Origin of the sequence: Rahnella sp. R3(2024), assembly GCF_042920125.1 — a bacterium.
GTDB classification, from domain to species: Bacteria; Pseudomonadota; Gammaproteobacteria; order Enterobacterales; family Enterobacteriaceae; genus Rahnella; species Rahnella rivi.
The window spans coordinates 538,740-562,811 of sequence record NZ_JBHGBU010000001.1 but is presented as its reverse complement, the minus strand read 5'-3'; the positions used below and the strand labels follow the sequence as shown (position 1 = coordinate 562,811).

The window sequence follows — 24,072 nt, the reverse complement described above, 5'->3', positions numbered from 1 at the left end:
CCCTGTGCTTTGCATTTTTGCCCGCTCAATTCTTCGTCAAAGTCTGGTGTCATTGTAAGCACCGGTCCGGATGACGAAGCAACTTACCGGAGCGGAAATATGTCGGAAATAAAAACAGAAATTATTCCTGAAAATACAGGTATCAGCCGGCGGACGTTGATCAAAACCTCCTCACTGGCCGGGCTGGCTCTTGCTGCAGGAGGCGTCTCGCTGCCATTTGGACGAAGTGCTTTAGCCGCGGCGATAGGGGAAGGAAAACATCCCACGCCTGAGGATAAAGTGGTCTGGGGTGCCTGTTCCGTTAACTGCGGCAGCCGATGCGCATTGCGGCTACACGTTCGCGACGATGAAGTGTATTGGGTTGAAACGGATAATACCGGCAATGATATTTATGGCGATCACCAGGTGCGCGCCTGCCTGCGTGGGCGCTCCATGCGCCGGCGTATGAATCACCCGGACCGGTTAAACTATCCGATGAAACGCGTGGGTAAGCGCGGAGAAGGTAAGTTTGTCCGCATCAGCTGGGAAGAGGCTTTTGACGAGATTGCCAATAATCTGAAGCGTATCGTCGCTAAATACGGCAACGAAGCGGTATATATCAACTACACCTCTGGCGTGGTTGGCGGCAACATTACCCGTTCATCGCCTTACGCTTCACTGGTAGCCCGCCTGATGAATTGCTACGGCGGTTTCCTCAGTCATTACGGCACTTACAGTACCGCTCAAATTTCCTGCGCCATGCCCTACACCTATGGCAGCAACGACGGCAACAGCACGTCTGATATCGAAAACAGCAAACTGGTGGTGCTCTTCGGTAATAATCCTGCCGAGACGCGTATGAGTGGCGGCGGGATCACGTATTACCTCGAAGAGGCGCGTCAGCGTTCCAATGCCCGCATGATCGTGATCGACCCGCGTTATACCGATACTGCAGCAGGACGCGAAGACGAATGGATCCCCATCCGTCCGGGCACGGATGCCGCGCTGGTCGCCGGCCTTGCACATGTGCTGATCAGCGAAAATTTGGTGGATCAGCCTTTCCTGGATACGTATTGCGTGGGCTATGACGAAAAAACACTGCCTGCCGATGCACCCGCCAATAGCCACTATAAAGCCTACATACTGGGTCAGGGCGCGGATGCTACGCCCAAAACACCGGAATGGGCCTCGCACATCACCGGCATTCCGGCATCGCGAATTGTTAAGCTTGCGCGGGAAATCGGTCAGGCTAAACCTGCGTACATTTCTCAGGGATGGGGGCCGCAGCGCCAGGCCAACGGTGAGCTGACGTCACGTGCCATTACTATGCTGCCAATTTTAACCGGTAACGTGGGTATTAACGGTGGTAACAGTGGCGCGCGTGAGTCGACTTATACCCTCACCATTGAACGAATGCCTGTGCTGGAAAACCCGGTAGAAACGCAGATTTCCTGTTTCAGCTGGACCGACGCCATTGCGCGTGGCCCTGAAATGACGGCTAAAGCCGATGGTGTACGGGGTAAAGACAAGCTTGATGTGCCGATCAAGTTCATCTGGAACTATGCCGGTAATACCATCACCAATCAGCATTCCGACATCAACAAAACTCACGATATTTTGCAGGATGATCAGGACTGCGAAATGATTGTCGTGATAGAAAACTTCATGACCTCCTCAGCTAAGTATGCCGACATCCTGCTGCCTGATCTGATGACCGTTGAGCAGGAAGATATCATCCCGAATGATTACGCCGGAAATATGGGCTATCTGATTTTCATTCAGCCAGCGACCTCGGCTAAGTTTGGGCGAAAAGGTATTTACGAGATGATGAGCGAAGTGGCGCGTCGTCTTGGGCCGGATGTTTACGACAAGTTCACAGAGGGCCGTACTCAGCGTGAGTGGTTGCAATATCTCTACGCCAAAATGCTGCTGAAGGATCCGGCGCTGCCTGCCTATGAAGCCTTGCGTGACATGGGAATTTATAAGCGCAAAGACCCTGCAGGGCATTTTGTCGCTTATAAAAAATTCCGTCAGGATCCGCAGGCTAACCCGCTTAAAACCCCGTCCGGAAAAATCGAAATTTACTCTTCTGCACTGGCAAAAATTGCCGGTGAATGGGAATTGAAAAAAGACGAAACCATCAGCCCGTTACCAGTGTATGCCTCGACCTTTGAAGGCTGGGACGATCCGAAACGCAGTCAGTTCCCGTTGCAGATGTTCGGTTTCCATTACAAAGCGCGCACTCACTCGACCTACGGCAATATTGATGTGCTGCAGGCCGCCTGCCGTCAGGAAGTGTGGATCAATCCATTGGATGCCAAAACCCGTGGCATTGAAAACGGCGACAAAGTGAAGGTCTTTAACGATCGCGGTGAAGTGCGTGTCGCGGCAAAAGTGACGCCACGGATCATGCCCGGCGTTGTGGCTATGGGGCAGGGCGCATGGCATCAGGCCAATATGAAAGGTGATCGTATTGACCATGGCGCGTGTATGAACACGCTGACCACCCAACGCCCGTCCCCGCTGGCGAAGGGAAATCCGCAACATACGAATCTCATTCAAATAGAAAAAATATAGAAATTAGCGAAGGCCGATAAGGCGTCGTACAGAAGTGGTCGTTAACGTTTCATCCCTTTGCTGTTTATGAAGGGATATTAAGGAGCAAGGATATGTCGAATAAAATGCAAGGAAATGCAGGGACAGCCGCAGGAATAAGTCGTCGAACGTTGATGAAAAATTCCGCATTGGTGGGACTGGTTGCTGCAGCCGGAGGGGTAACGATGCCTTTCAGGCACGCGCAGGCGGCCGGGACTGCCACCGACAGCAAACTTACCGACGAAAAAGTGGTATGGAGTGCCTGTACGGTTAACTGTGAAAGCCGCTGCCCGTTAAGAATGCATGTTGTTGATGGTGAAATTCGTTATGTCGAAACCGATAACACCGGCGATGACAATTACGAAGGATTACATCAGGTCAGGGCCTGTCTGCGCGGGCGCTCGATGCGTCGTCGAGTGTATAACCCTGATCGTTTGAAGTTTCCAATGAAGCGGGTGGGTGCGCGCGGAGAAGGAAAATTCATTCGTATTAGCTGGGAAGAAGCCTTCGAGACGATTTCTGGCAGCCTGAAAGACATCATCGGCAAATACGGTAATGAGGCAGTTTATCTCAATTACGGTACCGGAACGTTAGGCGGCACCATGACCCGTTCATGGCCGCCGGGCTCCACACTGATTGCCCGTCTGATGAATTGCTGCGGCGGTTATCTGAACCATTATGGTGATTACAGCTCGGCGCAAATCGCGGCCGGCCTTAATTATACCTATGGCGGATGGGCCGATGGTAACAGCCCGTCGGATATCGAAAACAGCAAACTGGTGGTGTTTTTCGGTAATAACCCCGGCGAAACCCGACTCAGTGGCGGTGGTGTGACTTACTATCTGGCGCAGGCACGGGAAAAATCCAATGCCCGCATGATCATCATCGACCCACGTTATACCGATACAGCAGCAGGGCGTGAAGATGAGTGGATCCCTATTCGCCCCGGAACAGACGCTGCGCTTGCTGCGGCCCTCGCTCACGTGATGATCACTGAAAATCTGGTCGATCAGCCGTTCCTTGATAAGTATTGCGTCGGCTACGATGAGAAAACCTTACCTGCAGGCGCGCCTGCCAACGGGCATTACAAAGCCTACATTTTGGGTAGCGGAGAAGACGCAACAGCCAAAACACCTGAATGGGCGTCAAAGATCACCGGCATCACCGTAGACAAAATTGTCAAACTTGCCCGCGAAATCGGTCAGGCTAAACCTGCGTTTATCGCACAAGGTTGGGGGCCGCAGCGTCATGCCAATGGTGAACTCGCAACCCGTGCAATCGCAATGCTGGCAATTCTTACCGGCAACGTAGGGATCAATGGCGGTAACTCCGGTGCCTGTGAAGGATTCTACAGCCTGCCCTTTGTTCGCATGCCTGCTTTTGAAAACCCGGTAACGACCAGCATTCCGTTTTTCCTGTGGACCGATGCGGTTAAACGCGGGCCGGAACTGACCGCTTTAAAAGACGGTATTCGCGGGAAAGATAAACTCAGCGTACCGATTAAGTTTATCTGGAATTATGCCGGTAACAGTCTGATAAACCAGCACTCTGAGATCAACCGCACGCACGACATCCTGCAGGATGACAAGCAGTGTGAAATGATCGTGGTCATCGACAATCACATGACGGCGTCTGCCCGATACGCGGATATTATCCTGCCCGACTGCACGGCCTCAGAGCAGATGGATTTCTGTCTCGATGCCTCATCCGGGAATATGGCGTATGTCATTTTTGCCGATCAGGTCATCAAACCTCGTTTTGAATGCAAAAACATTTATGAGATGACCAGCAAACTTGCAAAACGTATGGGCGTTGAGCATAAATTTACGGAAGGCCGCACGCAGGAAGAGTGGATGCGTCACCTGTACCAGCAATCTGTGCAGGCCATTCCCGCGCTTCCTGATTTCGATACCTTCCGCCAGCAGGGGATTTTCAAGCAGCGTGATCCTGAGCAACACCACGTGGCTTACAAATCATTCCGTGAAGATCCGCTTGCCAATCCTCTGGAAACGCCGTCGGGAAAAATTGAAATCTATTCGGCCGCGCTGGCTGATATCGCAGCGAAATGGCAGCTGGAAAAAGAAGACATTATCGATCCGTTACCGGTTTATGCCGCCGGATTCGAAAACTATGACGATCCGCTGGCCAGCCGTTATCCCCTTCAACTGACAGGTTTCCATTTCAAAGGTCGGGTGCATTCAACTTACGGAAATGTGGATGTGCTGAAAGCCGCATGCCGTCAGGAAATGTGGATTAACCCGATGGATGCTGCGCAGCGCGGTATCACCAATGGCGACATGATCCGCATCTTTAACGATCGCGGGGAAGTGCAGATTGCCGCGAAAGTGACGCCGCGCATGATGCCGGGTGTAGTCGCGCTTGGCGAAGGTGCCTGGTACACCCCTGACAGCAAAAGAATCGACCGTGCGGGCAGCATCAACGTACTGACTTCTCAAAGACCTTCACCGCTGGCGAAAGGTAACCCCTCTCATACCAACCTTGTGCAAGTGGCTAAGGTTTAACGGAGCAATAAATGACAACTCAATATGGTTTTTATATTGATTCAAGCCGCTGCACAGGATGCAAAACCTGCGAACTGGCCTGTAAAGACTTCAAGAATTTAACGCCTGACGTTAATTTCCGCCGCATTTATGAATATGCCGGTGGCGACTGGCAGAAGGACGGTGATGGCTGGAATCAGAATGTGTTCGCTTATTATCTGTCAATTTCCTGCAACCACTGCGCAGATCCAGCCTGTACCAAAGTGTGCCCGAGCGGTGCAATGCACAAACGTGAAGACGGATTTGTTGTGGTCAACGAAGACGTCTGTATTGGCTGTCGCTACTGCCATATGGCCTGTCCTTATGGCGCGCCGCAGTACAACGAAGCGAAAGGGCATATGACCAAATGCGACGGCTGTTATGAGCGCGTTGCGGAAGGTAAAAAACCTATTTGCGTCGAGTCCTGCCCGCTGCGTGCGCTTGATATGGCACCGATCGAAGAACTGCGTGCGAAATATGGCGATCTGGCAGAAGTGGCACCCTTGCCGGCTGCGCATTTTACGCACCCAAATATCGTCATTAAACCCAATGCGAATTGCCGTCCTGTAGGCGATACAACGGGTTATCTGGCTAACCCGAAGGAGGTTTGAGATGGGAAACGGATGGCATGAATGGCCTTTAATGGTCTTTACCGTGTTGGGGCAGTGTGTTGTAGGGGCATTTATCGTGCTGGCTATGGCATTACTGACTCAGCGCTCTGCAGAAGAGCAACGTCGTATTCACCTGTCGATGTTTTTCCTTTGGGCACTGATGGCGGTGGCGTTTATTGCTTCGGTCTTGCATCTGGGCTCACCGCTGCGCGCATTTAACTCGCTCAACGGTCTCGGTGCTTCTCCGCTCAGTAACGAGATTGGCAGCGGTTCACTGTTCTTTGCGCTTGGTGGCATTTACTGGCTGCTGGCAATGATCAACAAAATGCCGCGCCTGTTGGGTAAAATTTGGCTGGTGGTCACTATGCTGGCGGGTATCGGGTTTGTTTACGCGATGTGCTGCGTTTATGAAATCAATACTGTGCCTACCTGGAATAACCTTTACACCGCATTCAGCTTCGGACTGACAGTTCTGATTGGTGGCCCGGTTCTCGGCTATCTGCTGCTGCGTGGCGCGAATATCCAGGGTTGTGGTCTGCGTCTGTTACCGGTAATCAGCCTGACAGGGCTGGTGATCAGTATGGTGCTGGTGGTGATGCAAAGTACAGGTCTGGCGAATATCCACAGTTCGGTTCAGGCGGCATCTGCATTGATCCCGCAATATGGCAGCTTGTCTGCATGGCGGCTGGTGCTGGTCATTCTGGGATTAGGCTGCTGGTTCTGTCCGTTGATCATGCGTAAACGTCCTGCGCTGCTCTCACTGATTCTGGCATTTGTGCTGGTCTTCTCGGGAGAACTGGTGGGACGCGCAATTTTCTACGGTCTGCATATGACCGTGGGTATGGCGGTAAGCGGTTAATTACAGAACTGTTATCTTTGTCTGGGGACGCCTCGCCGTCGGTGGCGCGTCCCCACGTAAAAATGAGTGAATTATGTCAGCAGAATCAATAAGTTTAACGAGTAAAGTATTGGGTGCGATGCTGTACTATCCGCCAGCGTCGGAAGAGGTTCAGCCGCTGATTGCGTTGTTGAAAACCAGCGACTGGGCTCCGTTATGGCCGTTTGCCACGGCCGAGATTAAGGCTCAGGCAGCCGAATTATTCGCACAAATCGATGAGGCAGAAGAAAGTGCCGGGCAGGCTTATCAGCGGTTATTTATCGGGCCGTACGCATTACCCGCTCCGCCTTGGGGTTCGGTCTATCTTGATAAAGAATCGGTAGTGTTTGGTGATTCAACCCTGGCACTGCGTCAGTGGATGCGTGAAAACCATATCGAACCGCTCCTGACGCAGGCTGAGCCGGAGGATCATATTGGCCTGTTACTGATGATGTGTGCATGGCTGGCTGAGAATTCCCCGTCATTGCTGAACGAGTTTATGGCGCAGCATTTATTGCCGTGGTCAGGCCGATACTTCGAATTGTTGCAGCAAAAATCCGAACATCCGCTTTATCAGGGGGTTGCCCTCCTTGCTGAGTCGACATTGTCAGGCTGGCAGCAGCAACTGGCGCTGAAAATCCCTTCAGCAGATCTCTATTTCTGATGAGTAATTCTGAAAGCGCAATGAGCGCTCGCCAGGTCAGCCGTCGCGGATTATTTCGCGGCTTGCTGGCTTCGGCGAAACAGACCAAAGAGCAGACCGCTGCACCAGCTGAATCACTCCCGCAGCGTCTGCTTCCCCGTCCTCCCCAGGCGGTGGCAGAATCCTTATTCCTCCAAAGATGTAGCGGGTGCGGAAACTGCACCCAAGCTTGTCCGGTCGGTATGCTGCACCTTCAGGAAGGTAAGCCAGCCCTGAGCATTGAGTATGCAGACTGTGATTTCTGCGGAGCCTGCACTCAGGCTTGTGAAACCGGTGCACTGGATGCCTCCATCAGGGCGGATACCGGGTTACGACCTGTGCATCTGCCGCAATGTCTCGGGCGAATGGATGATATGTGCAGGATGTGTGAAATTGCGTGTCCGCGCACGGCAATATTTTTTAATCAACAGAATCAGCCCTCCGTTGATGACGAAAAATGTGACGGCTGCGGGAAATGCAAACTTGTTTGTTATCATGGTGATATCAGATTGTCATTAAATCATCATGAAGCATAATCACACCGCTTGATTAACGATTTCAATCATCACCCTCCAGTTTGTGCGCAGACGGGTTTTTGCCAGATTGACATTTTATTCGCCGGTGGCATGATGCGCGCAATTTCTTCGTCTTTGTGGTCATCAACGCCTTATGTCCGCCTATTCCCGTCCCGTTTCACTGCTGCTTTGCGGACTTCTTCTGCTGACGATTTCTATCGCCGTTTTAAACACGCTTGTCCCTTTGTGGCTGAGCCACGAGCAATTGCCGACCTGGCAGGTTGGCCTCGTCAGCTCATCTTATTTTACCGGTAATTTACTCGGTACGCTGATCGCCGGTGGCCTGATAAAGCGTTTCGGTTTTAATCGCAGTTATTACTTGTCGTGCTTCCTGTTTGCCGGTGCTACAGCGGGTCTGGCGGTTTCCATGAGTTTCTGGAGCTGGATTGGTGCACGTTTTATTGCCGGTGTTGGCTGTGCGCTGATTTGGGTGGTAGTGGAAAGCGCGCTGATGCGCAGCGGTACGGTGAAGAACCGCGGGCAATTGCTGGCGGCATACATGATCATGTATTACATCGGTACTGTGGTTGGACAACTTCTGGTCGGCACTGTGCCAACGCAGATATTCAGCGTATTGCCATGGGTAACTTCGCTCATCGTTATCGCCATGTTACCGCTGCTGTTTGCTCATCTGGAAAATCAGGACAGCGAACAGCCTCGTCATTCAGTTTTACCCATGTTCCGCCGTCGTAATGCGCGTCTTGGAATTAACGGATGCATTATTTCCGGCATTGTTCTGGGATCGCTGTATGGTCTGATGCCGTTGTTCCTGACGCATCAGGGCATGAGCGATGCAAATGTCGGCTACTGGATGGCGCTGCTGGTCAGTGCGGGAATTGTCGGGCAGTGGCCGGTAGGACGTCTTGCCGATCGCTATGGCCGTCTGATGGTTTTACGCATCCAGATTTTTTGTGTCATCCTCGGCAGCATTGCAATGCTCAGTGGTTATGCGATGGCTCCTACGCTATTTATTCTCGGATGCGCCGGTTTCACCCTTTATCCGGTTGCGATGTCGTGGGCCTGCGAGAAGGTCAGTTCTGAGGAGCTGGTGGCAATGAATCAAGCTCTGCTGATGAGCTACACCATCGGCAGTCTTGCCGGCCCGACGATGACAGCGATGCTGATGCAGAGCTATTCCGACCGCCTGCTGTTTGTGATGATCGCGGTGGTTTCACTGATCTATCTGGTGATGTTGATGCGCAAGGCCGATCAGAGCCACAACCCGGTGGCAGCCGCATAATGCTTAAAAATGGCTAACCTGACCTGAAACCAGCCCAATAAAAAGACGCCGAAGATGGCGTCTTTTTGGTTTCAAAAGCCTGTTATCTGATCAGAAATATCAGTAGATGACTTTGTGCCCGTAGCTGGCAAGAATATTTTTTACTCTATCCATAATTTCGGTCGTTGGTGGGTTTACGCCATCCAGGCCGTACTTTTCACCCATTGCCGTCCATTTATGTTTGCCAAGCTCATGGTAAGGCAGCAGCTCAATCTTTTCGATATTGGTCATGTCTTTGGTGAACTCGCCAAGTTTGTGCGCGGATTCATCATCATCAGACCAGCCCGGCACCACAACGTAGCGGATCCAGGTGCGTTGATTACGTTTTGCCAGATAGCGCGCAAAGTCCAGCGTGCGATGGTTGGAGACGCCGACCAAATTCTGATGGATATCGTCGTTCATCTGTTTTAGATCGAGCATTACCAGGTCAGAGGCATCGAGCAATTCATCTATCACCGGGTCATAGCGGCGGACAAAACCGTTGGTATCCAGACAGGTATTGATCCCTTCTTTCTGGCAGGCGCGGAACCAGTCACGCACGAATTCCGCCTGAAGGATCGCTTCACCGCCAGAGGCTGTTACACCGCCGCCGGAAGCATTCATAAAGTGGCGATAGGTCACGACTTCTTTCATCAAATCGTCGACATTGATTTCTTTGCCGCCATGAGTGTCCCAGGTATCGCGGTTGTGGCAATACATGCAACGCATCAGGCAACCCTGGAAGAAAACAATAAAGCGGATACCTGGGCCGTCTACCGTGCCACAGGATTCATATGAGTGGATTCGACCTTGAACTGACATTGCGGGTTATTCTCCATATTGACCAATGAATAGCAGTCTAAAAGTGCGGATGCTGGCCTGGCAGAGATAAACTGGGAACCATCTGTTTATGATACCAGACAATCAATAAGGTTGATTGCCAGCGATTGCCGGAACTGCTTTGCCAGAGATCCACAACCATAGCGCTCTGGCAAAACAGACTGTCATGAAGACAGTAAAGAGTAGGGCGGATGAAACAAAGGCTCCACGATGTGGAGCCTTTTTATCACACTAAACGAAAGGGTGAGTTATTACAGGGACTTAGTGAAAGTACGGGTAATGACGTCTTGTTGCTGTTCTTTCGTCAGTGAGTTGAAGCGTACCGCGTAACCTGAAACACGGATGGTCAGCTGAGGGTAGTTCTCAGGGTGTTCCATCGCATCTAACAGCATCTCACGGTTCATGACGTTCACGTTCAGGTGTTGACCACCTTCGATGGACGCTTCGTGATGGAAGTAACCATCCATCAGACCCGCAAGGTTCGCTTTACGCACATCATCGTCTTTACCCAGCGCGTTAGGAACGATAGAGAAGGTATAAGAAATACCATCTTTCGCGTAAGCAAACGGCAGTTTAGCAACGGAAGTCAGGGAGGCAACGGCACCTTTCTGATCACGACCGTGCATTGGGTTTGCACCTGGACCGAATGGCGCACCAGCACGACGACCATCTGGAGTGTTACCGGTTTTCTTACCATAAACCACGTTAGAGGTGATGGTCAGAACAGACTGAGTTGCCACAGCGCCACGGTAGGTACGCAGTTTCTGAATTTTCTTCATGAAACGTTCTACCAGGTCACAAGCGATGTCATCTACGCGAGAATCGTTGTTACCGAACTGTGGATATTCGCCTTCAATTTTGAAGTCGACAGCCAGGCCGTCTTCGTCGCGGATGGTGCTTACTTTGGCATATTTGATAGCAGACAGGGAGTCAGCAGCAACGGACAGACCTGCGATACCACACGCCATGGTGCGATAAACATCACGGTCATGCAGTGCCATCAATGCAGCTTCGTAGCTGTATTTATCATGCATGTAGTGAATGATGTTCAGTGCAGTCACGTACTGTTTTGCTAACCAGTCCATGAAGTGGTCCATGCGATCCATGACTTTGTCATAATCCAGCACGGTATCCATCATTGGCGCTTCTTTCGGGCCAACCTGGATTTTCATTTTTTCATCAACGCCGCCGTTGATTGCGTACAGCATGGTTTTCGCCAGGTTTGCACGAGCACCGAAGAACTGCATTTGTTTACCCACAACCATCGGGCTCACACAACAAGCGATAGCGTAGTCATCGTTGTTGAAGTCAGGACGCATCAGGTCATCGTTCTCATACTGTACAGATGAGGTATCGATAGACACTTTGGCTGCGTACTTTTTGAAGTTCATTGGCAGCTTTTCAGACCACAGGATGGTCATGTTCGGTTCTGGTGAAGGCCCCATGGTGTACAGGGTATTCAGGAAACGATAGCTGTTTTTGGTCACCAGAGTACGGCCATCAACACCCATACCGGCCAGGGACTCTGTTGCCCAGATTGGGTCACCAGAGAACAGTTCATCATATTCAGGAGTACGCAGGAAACGTACCATACGCAGTTTCATAACCAGATGGTCAATCAGTTCCTGAGCTTGTTCTTCGTTCAGTTTGCCTGCTTTGATATCACGTTCGATGAACACGTCAAGGAAAGTAGATACGCGGCCGAAGGACATTGCTGCACCGTTCTGAGATTTAACCGCAGCCAGGTAGCCGAAGTAAGTCCACTGAACAGCTTCCTGCGCGCTGGTTGCAGGACCAGAAATGTCGTAGCCGTATTTAGCAGCCATTTCTTTAATCTGACCCAGAGCACGATGTTGTTCTGAGATTTCTTCACGCAACTGGATGGTCATTTCCAGATTCACGCCATTTTCCAGGTCGTCTTGCAGAGACTGGAACTGAGCGAATTTGTCAGCCATCAGGAAGTCGATACCGTAAAGTGCAACGCGACGGTAGTCACCAATGATACGGCCACGGCCGTAGGCATCTGGTAAACCGGTCAGCACGCCAGATTTACGGCAGTTCAGGATGTCTTTTGTGTAAACGTCGAACACACCCTGGTTATGCGTTTTGCGGTAATCGGTGAAGATTTTTTTCAGCGCTGGATCCAGTTCACGGCCATAAACTTTACATGAACCTTCTACCATTTTGATGCCGCCGAATGGGATCAGGGCACGTTTCAATGGCGCGTCAGTTTGCAGACCAACGATGGTTTCCAGAGATTTATTGATGTAGCCAGCGTCATGAGAAGTGATGGTAGCCGCAACGTCAGTATCGAAGTCAACCGGAGCTTTGGTGCTGTTCTCCAGTTTGATACCGTCCATTACTTTATCCCACAGGGTGGTTGTCGCCTGAGTCGCGCCAGCCAGGAAGGACTCATCACCTTCATACGGGGTGTAGTTCTTCTGAATGAAGTCACGGACGTTTACGCCATTCTGCCATTCACCAGCACTAAAGCCTTGCCATGCGTTGGTCAATTTTTCATTGAGCTTGGACATCTTGCACCTACCTTCTAATTTGGATTTCTTTAAAAATCGCGTGTAAAACTGTCGTAACGAGAATCCACGTTGAATCAGTGATTTTTCTCATCGCGAAGATATATAACCCAGTACGTTAACCCTACCAGCAAGCCACCCCCGATGATGTTACCTATGGTCACAGGGATGAGATTGTCGATGATAAAGTTACTGACGTTCAGTTCTGCGAATTGTGCCGGTGTTGCACCGACAGCCTGCCAGAATTCGGGTGTTGCAAAGTTCTTAACGACAATACCTAACGGGATCATGAACATGTTGGCGATGCTATGCTCGAAGCCGCTGGCGACAAACATGGCTACCGGCAGAATCATGGCAAACATCTTATCCATCAGGCTGCGGCCGGAGTAACTCATCCAGACAGCCAGGCAAACCATCAGGTTAGCCAGGATCCCGAGACACACAGCTTCGATAAAGGTGTGATGCATCTTATGGTCGGCTGTTTGCAGAACGTTGAGTCCCCACAAACCGTTATCCACCATATATTCCCCGGAGAACCAAATCAGGGCGACAAAGAACAGACAGCCAATCAGGTTACCAATATAGACATTGGCCCAGTTGCGTGCCAGTTGCCCCCAGGTAATACGACCGCTGGCTTTCGCAATGACAATCAGCACCGTAGAGGTAAAGAGATCAGCACCACATACCACGACCAGCATAAGACCCAGAGAGAAGCATATGCCCCCGACAAGTTTTGCCAGACCGAAAGGAACGGTGCCGGTACCTGTGGTGGAAGTGATATAAAAAGCAAAGGCAATAGAAATAAAGACGCCAGCAGTAATGGCTAAAAAGAACGTTTTTAACGGCTGTTTGGTGGCTTTATAAACGCCGGCATCTTCAGCAACTTTAGCTGTAGCGGCGGGTAATATAAGATCGAAGGGGTTGTCAGTTTTCACATTAACTCTCTTATTCAGGGCTATGCACTGCGCAACGAGATACTAGCAAAGCAGTATAACGTAAAAATTGACGTGGATCATACGGGGAGGATTTCGATGCATTATTGTCTACTACTGCATAGGTACTTTTTAACTTAACTTGTTGAAATTAATTAAATAAAAACATTTTAATTTTTACAAAAAAAGTTGATGAATACTTAAATTATTCTTCTTAATAGGTAAATAAAAAACATCGACTGTTAATTATTGTCATTGATTTGAATTTGATTTCTTTACACCCAATTAACTTTTCAGGCTTCGGAATTTATTTATCCTGTAAAAATGCTAACCCGTCAGTATAGCGCGCGAAATTACACGCCATTTCCTGCCCCGAGTCAAATCCCGCTATCCAAATAAGGGAGCTCAGACGAACCAGAAATAAAAAACCGGCAGAGTGCTCTGCCGGTTCAGGTTCAGTCAGGGGGCTGTTTACATCAGGCTTTCGACCAGTGACGACGTTTAGCGACCTGCAGCTTTTCATAAGCACGGAGCAATGCCTGATGGGCGGGCAGCGCTTTGAGGTCAGGATCAACCGCAAACAGGCTGTGGAAGCGAACTTCGCCGCTGATTGCAGCAGAGGCATCTTCCACGGCTTTCTGGCCGTACATTTTTACAAAAGCGTTGTAATACTGCGCTGGCTCGCGATCTTCTTCCAGTGACAACTGCAATAAGGTTTGCAGGCAACGGTAGTAGTTATTGCGTTCGTCGCTGTAGACCGATGAGTTGAACTCGTGAGCCCACTCAGCCCAGGTCAGTGCCTGATCGAAATCGCCGCCCGCCAGTGCCAGCATAGATTTCAGTTCGCCAACGCGCAGGGTGTACCAGCCATTATCCTTGCCGCTGGCAATACCCAGCAGTTCACGCACACGGGTAAAGTCATCCAGACCTTCATCATCAAGTTGAGTAATCATCTCGAGATAGGTTTCTTTTGGCAGATCGCTGTCCGGCAGTGCCAGCAGTTGATCACGCAAATGTGCACCCATACTGTTATTTGCCAGCAGTAAATCTTCAGCCGGATAAATATCAGACATGCCCGGAACGATGATGCGGCAGGCATAAACGTCCAGATGTTCGTAATCGGCGATGTACACTTCAGCATCTTCTTTGTCGAAAATTGCCATCAGCGTCGCGAACTCTTCTTCAGTGCTGCCACTAAAGCTCCAGTCTGCAAACGGGTAGTCTGCATCTTGTTTGAACATATCCCATGAAATCAAACCACTTGAATCGATGAAGTGGGTTTCCAGGTTTGCATGCTCGGCAACTTCTTCGTCATCAAAGGTCGGGGCGGTGAACACGTCCAGATCTTTCAGGCTGCGGCCCTGTAGTAATTCGGTGACAGTACGCTCAAGTGCCACACCGAAATCAGGGTGTGCGCCAAAGGAAGCGAAGCAGGTGCCGTTTGCAGGGTTGAACAGCACCACACAAATGACCGGGTAATTGCCACCCAGTGACGCGTCATAAGAAAGGATCGGGAACCCTTCTTCTTCCAGTTTAGCGATGGCTTCCACCACGCCCGGATAACGCGCCAGCACGTCAGCAGGAATTTCCGGCAGGCTGATGGATTCCGCGATGATACGATTTTTAACGTAACGCTCGAAGACTTCAGACAGCCCCTGAACACGCGCTTCATTAGCGGTATTACCGGCAGACATCCCGTTAGAAACATACAGGTTACCGATGATATTCATCGGAATATAAACGGTTTGCAGATCTGACTGACGGGTGAATGGTAGCGCGCAGATCCCGCGATCCGGGTTGCCTGATTGCAGGTCGATCAGATCACTGGCAACCAGCTCTTTATCGGCATCGTAAAATTCATGCAGACGCTCGTCCAGAATTCCTTCCGGCAGGCTGTTATCTTCAGCCACAGGGAACCATTTTTCGTTCGGATAATGAACGAAATCACCATTGGCAATTTCTTTACCCAGATAGAAATCGGCAAAGAAATAGTTCGTCGACAGACGCTCAAAATATTCACCCAGTGCAGACGCCAGAGCGGCTTTCTTGCTCGCACCTTTTCCGTTGGTGAAGCACAGCGGGCAGTCGCGGTCGCGAATGTGCACTGACCAGACGTGCGGAACCGGGTTCAGCCAGGAGGCTTCTTCGATATTAAAACCGAGATCGGTGAGTTTTTGTTGGAAGCGGGAAATGGAGTCTTCCAGCGCCGCGTCTTTACCAGGAATAAAAGTTTGCGTCATTGAGTTCACTTTTGAGCGTGCTAAAAACGCGCAATGATACGGGGTTTTGCGATGCACCTCCATGTATTCGTGTTAAGAATGTAATCGCGTTGTAACTCGCCTGGTCAAAGGCGCGGAGCAGGGTTCGGGGATGAACAGATAATCCTGTTAAATCAGCTTTCCAGGGAGGAATGAACCTTGTGACCGAGATCTCATCGCTGTTTATCAGGTCGTAATGAATATCCGTTGCAGACTCCTTGTCTCGGATGATAAAACCGTTAAATTAGTGCTTACAATGTGGCTGTCTCAGAGAAGTGGTGAGGGGAAATGACTCAGGTTTATAATTTTAGTGCTGGCCCGGCAATGATCCCGGCTGAAGTATTGCGTCGTGCGGAACAGGAACTTTGTAACTGGCACGGACTGGGTACATCGGTGATGGAAATCAGTCACCGCAGTAAGGAGTTTATCCAGGTTGCTGAAGAGTCCGAGAAGGATATCCGTGACCTGCTGAATATTCCCCAGAACTATAAAGTGCTGTTTTGCCACGGTGGCGCACGTGCTCAATTCGCCGCGGTGCCAATGAACCTGCTGGGCGATAAATCCTCTGCTGATTACATCGATGGTGGTTACTGGGCGCACAGCGCAGTCAATGAAGCCAAAAAATACTGCACCCCGAACGTGATTGATGTCACCACGAACCTTGACGGTAAGCGTGGCATTCTGCCGATGAGCGAATGGAAACTGAATGCAGATTCCGCTTACGTTCATTACTGCCCGAATGAAACAATCGACGGTGTTTCCATTGATGAAATGCCTGATTTCGGTGACAAGATTGTGGTCGCCGACTATTCCTCTTGTATCCTGTCCCGCCCGATTGATGTCAGCCGCTTTGGCGTGATTTACGCGGGCGCGCAGAAAAATATTGGCCCTGCAGGTCTGACGCTGGTGATCGTCCGCGAAGATTTGTTGGGTAATGCTCGCACTGAACTGCCGTCCATTCTTGATTACACCGTGCTGGCTGAGAACGACTCTATGTTCAATACTCCGCCGACTTTCGCCTGGTACCTCTCTGGTATGGTCTTTAAGTGGCTGAAAGAGCAGGGCGGTTTACGCGAGATGGAGAAACGTAACCAGGCCAAAGCCGAATTACTTTATGGCGCTATCGATCGCACCGGTTTTTACCGCAACATGGTAGCGACGGCCAACCGTTCGTGGATGAACGTTCCTTTCCAGATGGCGGATGCTTCTTTGGACAAATTGTTCCTCGATCAGGCACAGGACGCCGGCCTGCATGCGCTTAAAGGTCACCGTGTTGCTGGCGGTATGCGCGCATCTATTTATAATGCAATGCCGATTGAAGGCGTAAAAGCGCTGACCGACTTTATGGCGGAGTTCGAAAAACGCCACGGTTAAGTGTGCTGGCTTTCAGGCCTGCAGAATGCTTTAGTAAGAAGCCTTAAAAATGACCCCGGCTCAATGTCCGGGGTCATTTTATGAAAAGAAGAATTGGAGAAAGAGTGGAATCCCTGACATTACAACCCGTTGCACTGGTTAACGGCAGCATCAATTTACCTGGCTCAAAAAGTGTTTCTAACCGTGCACTTTTACTGGCTGCTTTTGCACAGGGCACTACCCGCCTGACTAACCTGCTCGACAGTGACGATGTGCGCCACATGCTAAATGCACTGACACAGCTGGGTGTGACTCATCGCCTGTCAGCCTCCCGTACTGAGTGTGAAATCGAGGGGCTGGGCACCGCTTTCTCCAATGCTAAAGGTCTGGAATTGTTTCTCGGTAACGCAGGTACAGCAATGCGTCCGCTGGCTGCGGCGTTATGCCTGGGCGAACAGGATGTTGTGCTGACCGGTGAGCCGCGTATGAAGGAGCGTCCGATCGGGCATCTGGTTGACGCGCTGCGTCAGGGTGGTGCGCAAATTGATTATCTCGAGCAGCAAGATTATCCGCCATTGCGCCTGCGCGGTGGCTTTACCGGCGGGAATGTCAGTGTCGATGGAAGTGTTTCCAGCCAATTCCTGACCGCGTTATTAATGACAGCTCCGCTGGCTGATAACGACACAACGATTCAGATTAAAGGTGATCTGGTTTCCAAACCTTATATTGATATCACGCTAAATCTGATGAAAACCTTTGGTATTGATGTAGAAAATAACCAGTACCAGAAATTTAGCATCAAAGGCCGTCAGCAGTATGTTTCTCCAGGTTCGTACCTCGTTGAAGGCGATGCGTCTTCTGCGTCCTACTTCCTGGCCGCTGCGGCTATCAAAGGCGGCACCGTTCGCGTCACCGGTATCGGCAAAAACAGCATGCAGGGTGATATTCGCTTTGCAGATGCGCTGGAGAAAATGGGTGCAACTATTCATTGGGCGGATGATTACATCGAATGTACCCGCGGCGAACTGAAAGGCATTGATATGGACATGAACCATATCCCGGATGCAGCCATGACCATCGCGACGGCAGCGCTGTTTGCTGAAGGGACCACTACGCTGCGCAACATTTATAACTGGCGCGTGAAAGAAACGGATCGTCTGACGGCAATGGCGACCGAACTGCGTAAAGTCGGTGCAACGGTGGAAGAGGGTGAGGATTATATTCGCATTGAGCCACCGCAATCCCTTAAATTCGCAGAGATTGGCACCTATAACGATCACCGCATGGCGATGTGTTTCTCGCTGGTGGCGTTGTCCGATACGCCGGTAACGATCCTCGATCCTAAGTGTACCGCGAAGACCTTCCCTGATTATTTTGATCGTCTCGCCGCTATAAGTACGCTGGCATAGTCTATAACTAGGTGGGTCAGAGAGCGGACATCCTGGATGTCCGTTTTTTTTTGCTTTTTATCACTGAGAACCGTCCGCTTTTTAGACAACTGATAAATGTGGGGTAACAGTTGCCGCAAAGGCAGCGTATAATGCCGCTCCTGAATTAGTCCTATGAGGCTAATGAAGCGGGTATCACCCACCGAAAGGAGACAAAAATGACGGCTATAGCCCCGGTAATCACCGTTGATGGGCCAAGTGGTGCAGGTAAAGGTACATTGTGTAAAGCTTTGGCCGAAGCCCTTAACTGGCGTTTACTGGATTCCGGAGCAATCTACCGGGTTTTAGCGCTGGCAGCACTTCATCATCAGGTTGATATCGTCTCAGAAGAGGCGTTAGTTCCGCTTGCCGCACATCTCGACGTGCGTTTTGTCGCTCAGGATGGGCAGTTAAAGGTAATTTTAGAAGGTGAGGATGTCAGCAATGAGATCCGCACCGAAACGGTAGGTAATACCGCGTCTCAGGCGGCCGCTTTCCCTCGCGTTCGCGAAGCATTACTGCGTCGCCAGCGCGCGTTCCGTGAGGCGCCAGGCCTGATTGCCGACGGGCGAGACATGGGCACGGTGGTCTTTCCCGATGCGCCGGTCAAAATATTTCTCGACGCCAGCTCAGAAGAGCGTGCAAACAGAAGAATGCTACAGTTGCAGGAAAAGGGCTTTAGTGTTAACTTTGAACGGCTTTTAGCCGAGATCAAGGAACGTGATGACCGAGATCGTAACCGATCCATTGCGCCCTTAGTGGCTGCTTCCGATGCGTTATTACTGGATTCAACCAGTATGTCCATTGATGAAGTCATCGAAAAAGCGCTGGCTTATGCCACAGAAATTTTAGGATTGCCGCAAAAACAAACCCGGTAATCGAGCCTTAATTTGGCGCTGGAATCTATTCAGTGCCAATTTTGGCTATAGTTTTTTTTAACCTCGCCGCAAGGATCTGTAGCGGGGCATTTGAAACAACCCCATCCAGCAGGACGCCAGATGGACGTTAAACTTAAGAACCTAAAGATTAACAACATGACTGAATCTTTTGCTCAACTCTTTGAAGAATCCTTAAAAACAATCGAAACCCGTCCTGGTTCCATCGTTCGTGGTGTTGTTGTGTCCATCGACAAAGATATCGTACTGGTTGACGCCGGTCTGAAATCTGAGTCTGCAATCCCGGCAGAACAATTCAAAAACGCACAGGGCGAACTGGAAATCCAGGTTGGCGACGAAGTTGATGTTGCGCTGGACGCTGTCGAAGACGGCTTCGGTGAAACTCTGCTGTCCCGTGAAAAAGCTAAACGTCATGAAGCTTGGATCACGCTGGAAAAAGCTTACGAAGAATCTGCAACTGTTACCGGTGTTATCAACGGTAAAGTTAAAGGCGGTTTCACTGTTGAGCTGAACGGTATCCGTGCGTTCCTGCCAGGTTCACTGGTAGACGTTCGTCCTGTTCGCGACACGCTGCATCTTGAAGGCAAAGATCTTGAGTTCAAAGTCATCAAACTGGACCAGAAACGCAACAACGTTGTTGTTTCCCGTCGTGCAGTAATTGAGTCTGAGAACAGCGCAGAGCGCGATCAACTGCTGGAAAACCTGCAGGAAGGCATGGAAGTTAAAGGTATCGTTAAGAACCTTACTGACTACGGTGCATTCGTTGATCTGGGCGGCGTTGATGGCCTGCTGCACATCACTGATATGGCTTGGAAGCGTGTTAAACACCCAAGCGAAATCGTCAATGTTGGCGATGAAATCACTGTTAAAGTGCTTAAATTCGACCGTGAACGTACACGTGTATCCCTTGGCTTGAAACAGCTGGGCGAAGATCCATGGGTCGCTATCGCTAAACGTTACCCAGAAGGTACTAAACTGACTGGTCGCGTTACCAACCTGACTGATTACGGCTGCTTCGTAGAAATCGAAGAAGGCGTTGAAGGTCTGGTTCACGTTTCTGAAATGGATTGGACTAACAAAAACATCCACCCATCTAAAGTTGTTAACGTGGGTGATGTTGTTGAAGTTATGGTTCTGGACATCGACGAAGAACGTCGTCGTATCTCCCTGGGCCTGAAACAATGCAAATCTAACCCATGGCAGCTGTTTGCAGAAACCCACAACAAAAATGACCGTGTTGAAGGTAAAATCAAGTCAATCACTGACTTCGGTATCTTCATTGGTCTGGACGGCGGCATCGACGGCCTGGTTCACCTGTCTGACATCTCCTGGAACGTTGCAGGCGAAGAAGCAGTACGTGAATACAAAAAAGGCGACGAAATCGCAGCTGTGGTCCTGCAGGTTGACGCAGAACGTGAACGTATCTCCCTGGGTGTGAAGCAACTGGCTGAAGATCCATTCAATAACTACCTGTCTGTTAACAAGAAAGGTACTATTGTTACTGGTAAAGTCACTGCAGTTGACGCCAAAGGTGCTACAGTTGAATTAGCTGGCGGCGTAGAAGGTTACCTGCGCGCTTCAGAAGCTTCTCGCGACCGTATTGAAGACGCAACTCTGGTTCTGAGCGTTGGTGATGAAGTTGAAGCTAAATTCACCGGTGTTGATCGTAAGAACCGCGTAGTAAGCCTGTCCGTCCGTGCTAAGGACGAAGCAGACGAGAAAGATGCAATCGCTGTGGTTAACAACAAACCAGCAGAAGAAAGCAACTTCTCTAACGCTATGGCTGAAGCGTTCAAAGCGGCAAAAGGCGAGTAATGACGGGGGGCGGTCCTGCCGCCCCGATACGGTAGTTTAGCTGCAAAGCTTGGAGGTACTATGACCAAGTCTGAACTTATTGAAAGACTTGCTGGCCAGCACTCTCATATCCCGGCGAAAGCTGTTGAGGATGCAGTGAAAGAGATGCTTGAACATATGGCTGCAACCTTGGCTGATGGTGAACGCATCGAGATCCGTGGGTTTGGCAGTTTTTCTCTTCACTACCGTGCTCCGCGTGTTGGGCGCAACCCTAAAACTGGCGACAAAGTTGAGCTGGATGGCAAGTATGTCCCTCACTTTAAACCAGGTAAAGAGTTGCGTGATCGCGCGAACATTTATGGCTAAGGTTTCGGCCTGAAACATACATGACTGCCTATAGCGAATGCTAAAACGGTGCCTTTAAGGCGCCGTTTTTTTTGCTTCAAATTCAGCCAACTCCTTTCTTTGATTTTCTTCTTACTTTTTGCGTAATACCTCGCAACGTATCAACCTGATGCTTGTTCCGTCATGTGCTGAATAACATACTCCAGCCAGAATCTGGCCAAGGCGGCTTTATCACTAACGCAGAGGGAATACTATTAAAATCTCATTGGACGAGGTCGCTGTTGCCATCATTGTCGGGATGGTGCCGCTGGTGTTTATTGCTCACCTTCCGTCGACTCTGCAACTCATAGTTCTGGGATGTATCGCCTGGGTGCTGCCGGGATTACAGCCAAAAATATTCACGCTGACTTCATTCGCTCTGCTGGCTTTCATTTGGGCTGCGATACAAGGCGGAACCCTGGTGCAGCAAGCGTTTACCCTGATGGGCACGAATCGTGAAGTCGTCGCTCGCTTGCAAAGTATCAATCTGGGAGAAGAGGGCGCCTCCTCGCAGTTTTATAAAATAGAAAAGATAGAGGGAAAGTGGGTATTTCCACCTCTGCTGTTTCGTGCCAGGTGGGAAAGGGCACAAACCCCGCTGTTAGCAGGCCAACGGTGGAAAATGACCGCCAATATTCGTCCTGTTCATAGCCTGTTAAATGAAGGCGGTTTTGACGCTCAACGCTGGGCACTGGCAGGCCATGCACCGCTGACGGCAACTATCCAGCATGGCGTACTGCTTGATGCCGACAGCTCGTTTCGCCAGCAATTCATTCAGCGGGTACAACATGCGATGCCCAAACTTACGAATACACCGGTTCTGATTGCATTAGCTTTTGGTGAGAAAGGGTTGATCGACGGCGAAGAAAAACTTCTGCTGCAACGAACGGGTATTGCCCATCTGGTGGCCATTTCAGGGTTGCACATCGGAATCGCGGCCTTGTTTGGTTGGTGGTTTGCACGCGGATTACAATTTATTTTGCCGGTAAGGCTGATTGACTATCGGTTCCCTCTGCTAATCAGTGAGCTTTTCCTTCTGACCTATACCTGGCTTTCAGGTTGTAATGCGCCGGCATTGCGCGCCGCGCTGGCTGTCTCGCTGTGGATATTATTGCGTTTGCTCCGCTTGCGTTGCCATCCGTGGCAGGTCTGGTTATGGGGTGTGGCTTTACTTTTACTGGCTGACCCGATGAATATTTTGTCAGACAGTTTCTGGCTATCCTGTTTTGCCGTGGCTTCATTAATTTTCTGGTTTCAATGGATGCCATTACCTGCAAATTTTCAGCGAGCCTGGTATTGGTCTTTTTTACGCTGGGCACATTTGCAGGCAGGCATGACGTTACTGCTGCTGCCCTTACAAATTGCCATTTTCCACGGTCTTAACATATCTTCCTTCATGGCTAACATGTGGGCTGTTCCCATCGTATCTCTGGTGACGGTGCCGCTGGTTTTGTTGGCACTCATGCTAAACATACCGCCTGCCGGATGGATGCATGAAGTACAGAATATAATCTGGGAGATGGCAGACCATACGCTCAGCCTGGCAATGTGGGGGGTTAAGTTGTTTTCTGAGGGCTGGCATCCGCTGGGGGAATCTTTCCTGCTCATCAGCCTTTCCGGGTGGCTGACCATTGTCTTTTGGCGACTGTGTTGTCTCAGGCATTACCTGTCGATGCTAATTTCACTTGGGCTGATCTCGTTCTGCTGGTGTACACGAACACCGCATGAGCGCTGGAGGGTGGACATGCTGGATGTCGGGCACGGGCTTTCTGTACTTATCAGTAAGGACGGAAAAGGCGTACTTTACGACACAGGCAACCGCTGGGAAGGGGGTTCCGCTGCAGAGCAAAATATCGCCCCATTTTTGCGCTGGAAAAATATTCAGCTTGAACAGATTATTATCAGCCACAGTGACATGGACCACCGCGGCGGCTTTGAGTTTCTGCAAACGATGTATCCTGCTGCAAATCTTCGTGACAGTTCGATTTCCGGTGTACCTCATCTCCCCTGTATTGCGGGTCAGCAATGGCTGTGGCAGGGGCTGAATTTCACCGTGCTTTGGCCGGAGAAGCCTACTGAGGATGCGCGCAATGCGGACAGCTGTGTCATACGTGTTGATGACGGAAGATACAGTCTCCTGTTAACCGGCGATATCGAGTCGGCAAGCGAGAAAGCGCTCATCAAGAAATGGCGGGAGGGATTAAAGTCTACGTTCCTTCAGGTGCCACATCATGGCAGCAATACTTCCTCGACGCCGCCTTTCCTGCGTGCCGTTCAGCCAGATATTGCCCTGGCATCGGCTGCCCGCTTCAATAAATGGCACCTTCCTGCCCGTAAAGTTGTTAGCAGATACAACAAAGCCCGCCATGACTGGCGCTCGACATCAATATCAGGCCAACTGAGTCTGTTCATTTATGATGATTATTGGGCAATTAAGGGCTTACGTGAGCAATTAATCCCACGTTGGTACCACCACCGGTTTGGAGTATCAGAAGATAATGAGTAGAATAGACCGCTATTTCTTTCGATGCTGGTTGATA

At 50.4% G+C, this 24,072-nt stretch carries 17 protein-coding genes; 13 read left to right on the top strand and 4 right to left on the bottom strand.

Going from position 1 to position 24,072, the window contains the following annotated elements; genetic code table 11:
• Nucleotides 1-99: 99 nt before the first annotated feature.
• From ynfE to ABSH60_RS02450, 7 genes are all read left to right on the top strand, one after another.
• Nucleotides 100-2,556: a selenate/tellurate reductase subunit YnfE gene (gene ynfE, locus ABSH60_RS02480; RefSeq protein WP_390972548.1), complete on the top strand. Its 2,457-nt coding sequence runs from the start codon at nt 100-102 to the stop codon at nt 2,554-2,556.
• Nucleotides 2,557-2,660: 104 nt separating this feature from the next.
• Nucleotides 2,661-5,096 carry a dimethylsulfoxide reductase subunit A gene (gene dmsA / locus ABSH60_RS02475; protein WP_390975659.1) on the top strand — a complete coding sequence of 812 codons (2,436 nt, stop codon included), beginning with the start codon at nt 2,661-2,663 and terminating at the stop codon, nt 5,094-5,096.
• Between the two features lie 11 nt (nt 5,097-5,107).
• The gene (locus tag ABSH60_RS02470) at nt 5,108-5,725 is read left to right on the top strand and encodes a DMSO/selenate family reductase complex B subunit (protein WP_056769245.1); all 618 of its coding nucleotides are present in this window, start codon (nt 5,108-5,110) and stop codon (nt 5,723-5,725) included.
• Between the two features lies 1 nt (nt 5,726).
• Entirely contained in the window at nt 5,727-6,584 is an 858-nt protein-coding gene (locus tag ABSH60_RS02465; RefSeq protein WP_390972547.1) for a DmsC/YnfH family molybdoenzyme membrane anchor subunit, read from the top strand.
• 73 nt (nt 6,585-6,657) lie between these two features.
• A complete protein-coding gene (gene dmsD / locus ABSH60_RS02460; RefSeq protein ID WP_390972546.1) occupies nt 6,658-7,266 on the top strand; it encodes a Tat proofreading chaperone DmsD in 609 nt (202 codons plus the stop codon).
• The gene (gene napF, locus ABSH60_RS02455; RefSeq protein ID WP_390972545.1) at nt 7,266-7,820 is read left to right on the top strand and encodes a ferredoxin-type protein NapF; all 555 of its coding nucleotides are present in this window, start codon (nt 7,266-7,268) and stop codon (nt 7,818-7,820) included. The genes dmsD and napF overlap by 1 nt, the downstream gene beginning before the upstream one ends.
• 133 nt (nt 7,821-7,953) lie before the next feature.
• Nucleotides 7,954-9,099: an MFS transporter gene (locus tag ABSH60_RS02450; RefSeq protein WP_390972544.1), complete on the top strand. Its 1,146-nt coding sequence runs from the start codon at nt 7,954-7,956 to the stop codon at nt 9,097-9,099.
• 99 nt (nt 9,100-9,198) lie between these two features.
• Here the strand turns inward: ABSH60_RS02450 and pflA are convergent, their stop codons facing one another.
• The 4 genes from pflA to ycaO form a co-directional block, all read right to left on the bottom strand.
• Nucleotides 9,199-9,939 carry a pyruvate formate lyase 1-activating protein gene (gene pflA / locus ABSH60_RS02445; protein WP_056769253.1) on the bottom strand — a complete coding sequence of 247 codons (741 nt, stop codon included), beginning with the start codon at nt 9,937-9,939 and terminating at the stop codon, nt 9,199-9,201.
• Between the two features lie 269 nt (nt 9,940-10,208).
• The gene (gene pflB, locus ABSH60_RS02440; protein WP_122094770.1) at nt 10,209-12,491 is read right to left on the bottom strand and encodes a formate C-acetyltransferase; all 2,283 of its coding nucleotides are present in this window, start codon (nt 12,489-12,491) and stop codon (nt 10,209-10,211) included.
• A gap of 74 nt (nt 12,492-12,565) precedes the next feature.
• The gene (gene focA, locus ABSH60_RS02435) at nt 12,566-13,423 is read right to left on the bottom strand and encodes a formate transporter FocA (protein ID WP_056769256.1); all 858 of its coding nucleotides are present in this window, start codon (nt 13,421-13,423) and stop codon (nt 12,566-12,568) included.
• Nucleotides 13,424-13,896: 473 nt separating this feature from the next.
• Nucleotides 13,897-15,660, bottom strand: a complete 1,764-nt coding sequence (gene ycaO, locus ABSH60_RS02430) for a 30S ribosomal protein S12 methylthiotransferase accessory factor YcaO (RefSeq protein WP_056771810.1) — start codon at nt 15,658-15,660, stop codon at nt 13,897-13,899.
• Between the two features lie 306 nt (nt 15,661-15,966).
• On the opposite strand from ycaO, the gene serC reads away from it, so the two are divergent.
• From serC to ABSH60_RS02400, 6 genes are all read left to right on the top strand, one after another.
• Nucleotides 15,967-17,052 carry a 3-phosphoserine/phosphohydroxythreonine transaminase gene (gene serC, locus ABSH60_RS02425; protein WP_390972543.1) on the top strand — a complete coding sequence of 362 codons (1,086 nt, stop codon included), beginning with the start codon at nt 15,967-15,969 and terminating at the stop codon, nt 17,050-17,052.
• 104 nt (nt 17,053-17,156) lie between these two features.
• Entirely contained in the window at nt 17,157-18,440 is a 1,284-nt protein-coding gene (gene aroA, locus ABSH60_RS02420) for a 3-phosphoshikimate 1-carboxyvinyltransferase (protein WP_390975657.1), read from the top strand.
• A 197-nt stretch (nt 18,441-18,637) separates the two neighbouring features.
• Nucleotides 18,638-19,336, top strand: coding sequence for a (d)CMP kinase (gene cmk, locus ABSH60_RS02415; RefSeq protein WP_056769261.1), 699 nt, complete (start codon nt 18,638-18,640; stop codon nt 19,334-19,336).
• A 120-nt stretch (nt 19,337-19,456) separates the two neighbouring features.
• Nucleotides 19,457-21,169, top strand: coding sequence for a 30S ribosomal protein S1 (rpsA, locus tag ABSH60_RS02410; protein WP_056769263.1), 1,713 nt, complete (start codon nt 19,457-19,459; stop codon nt 21,167-21,169).
• Between the two features lie 60 nt (nt 21,170-21,229).
• Entirely contained in the window at nt 21,230-21,514 is a 285-nt protein-coding gene (gene ihfB, locus ABSH60_RS02405; RefSeq protein ID WP_013574835.1) for an integration host factor subunit beta, read from the top strand.
• Between the two features lie 244 nt (nt 21,515-21,758).
• Nucleotides 21,759-24,038 carry a ComEC family protein gene (locus tag ABSH60_RS02400; protein WP_390972542.1) on the top strand — a complete coding sequence of 760 codons (2,280 nt, stop codon included), beginning with the start codon at nt 21,759-21,761 and terminating at the stop codon, nt 24,036-24,038.
• The last annotated feature ends 34 nt before the right edge of the window (nt 24,039-24,072 follow it).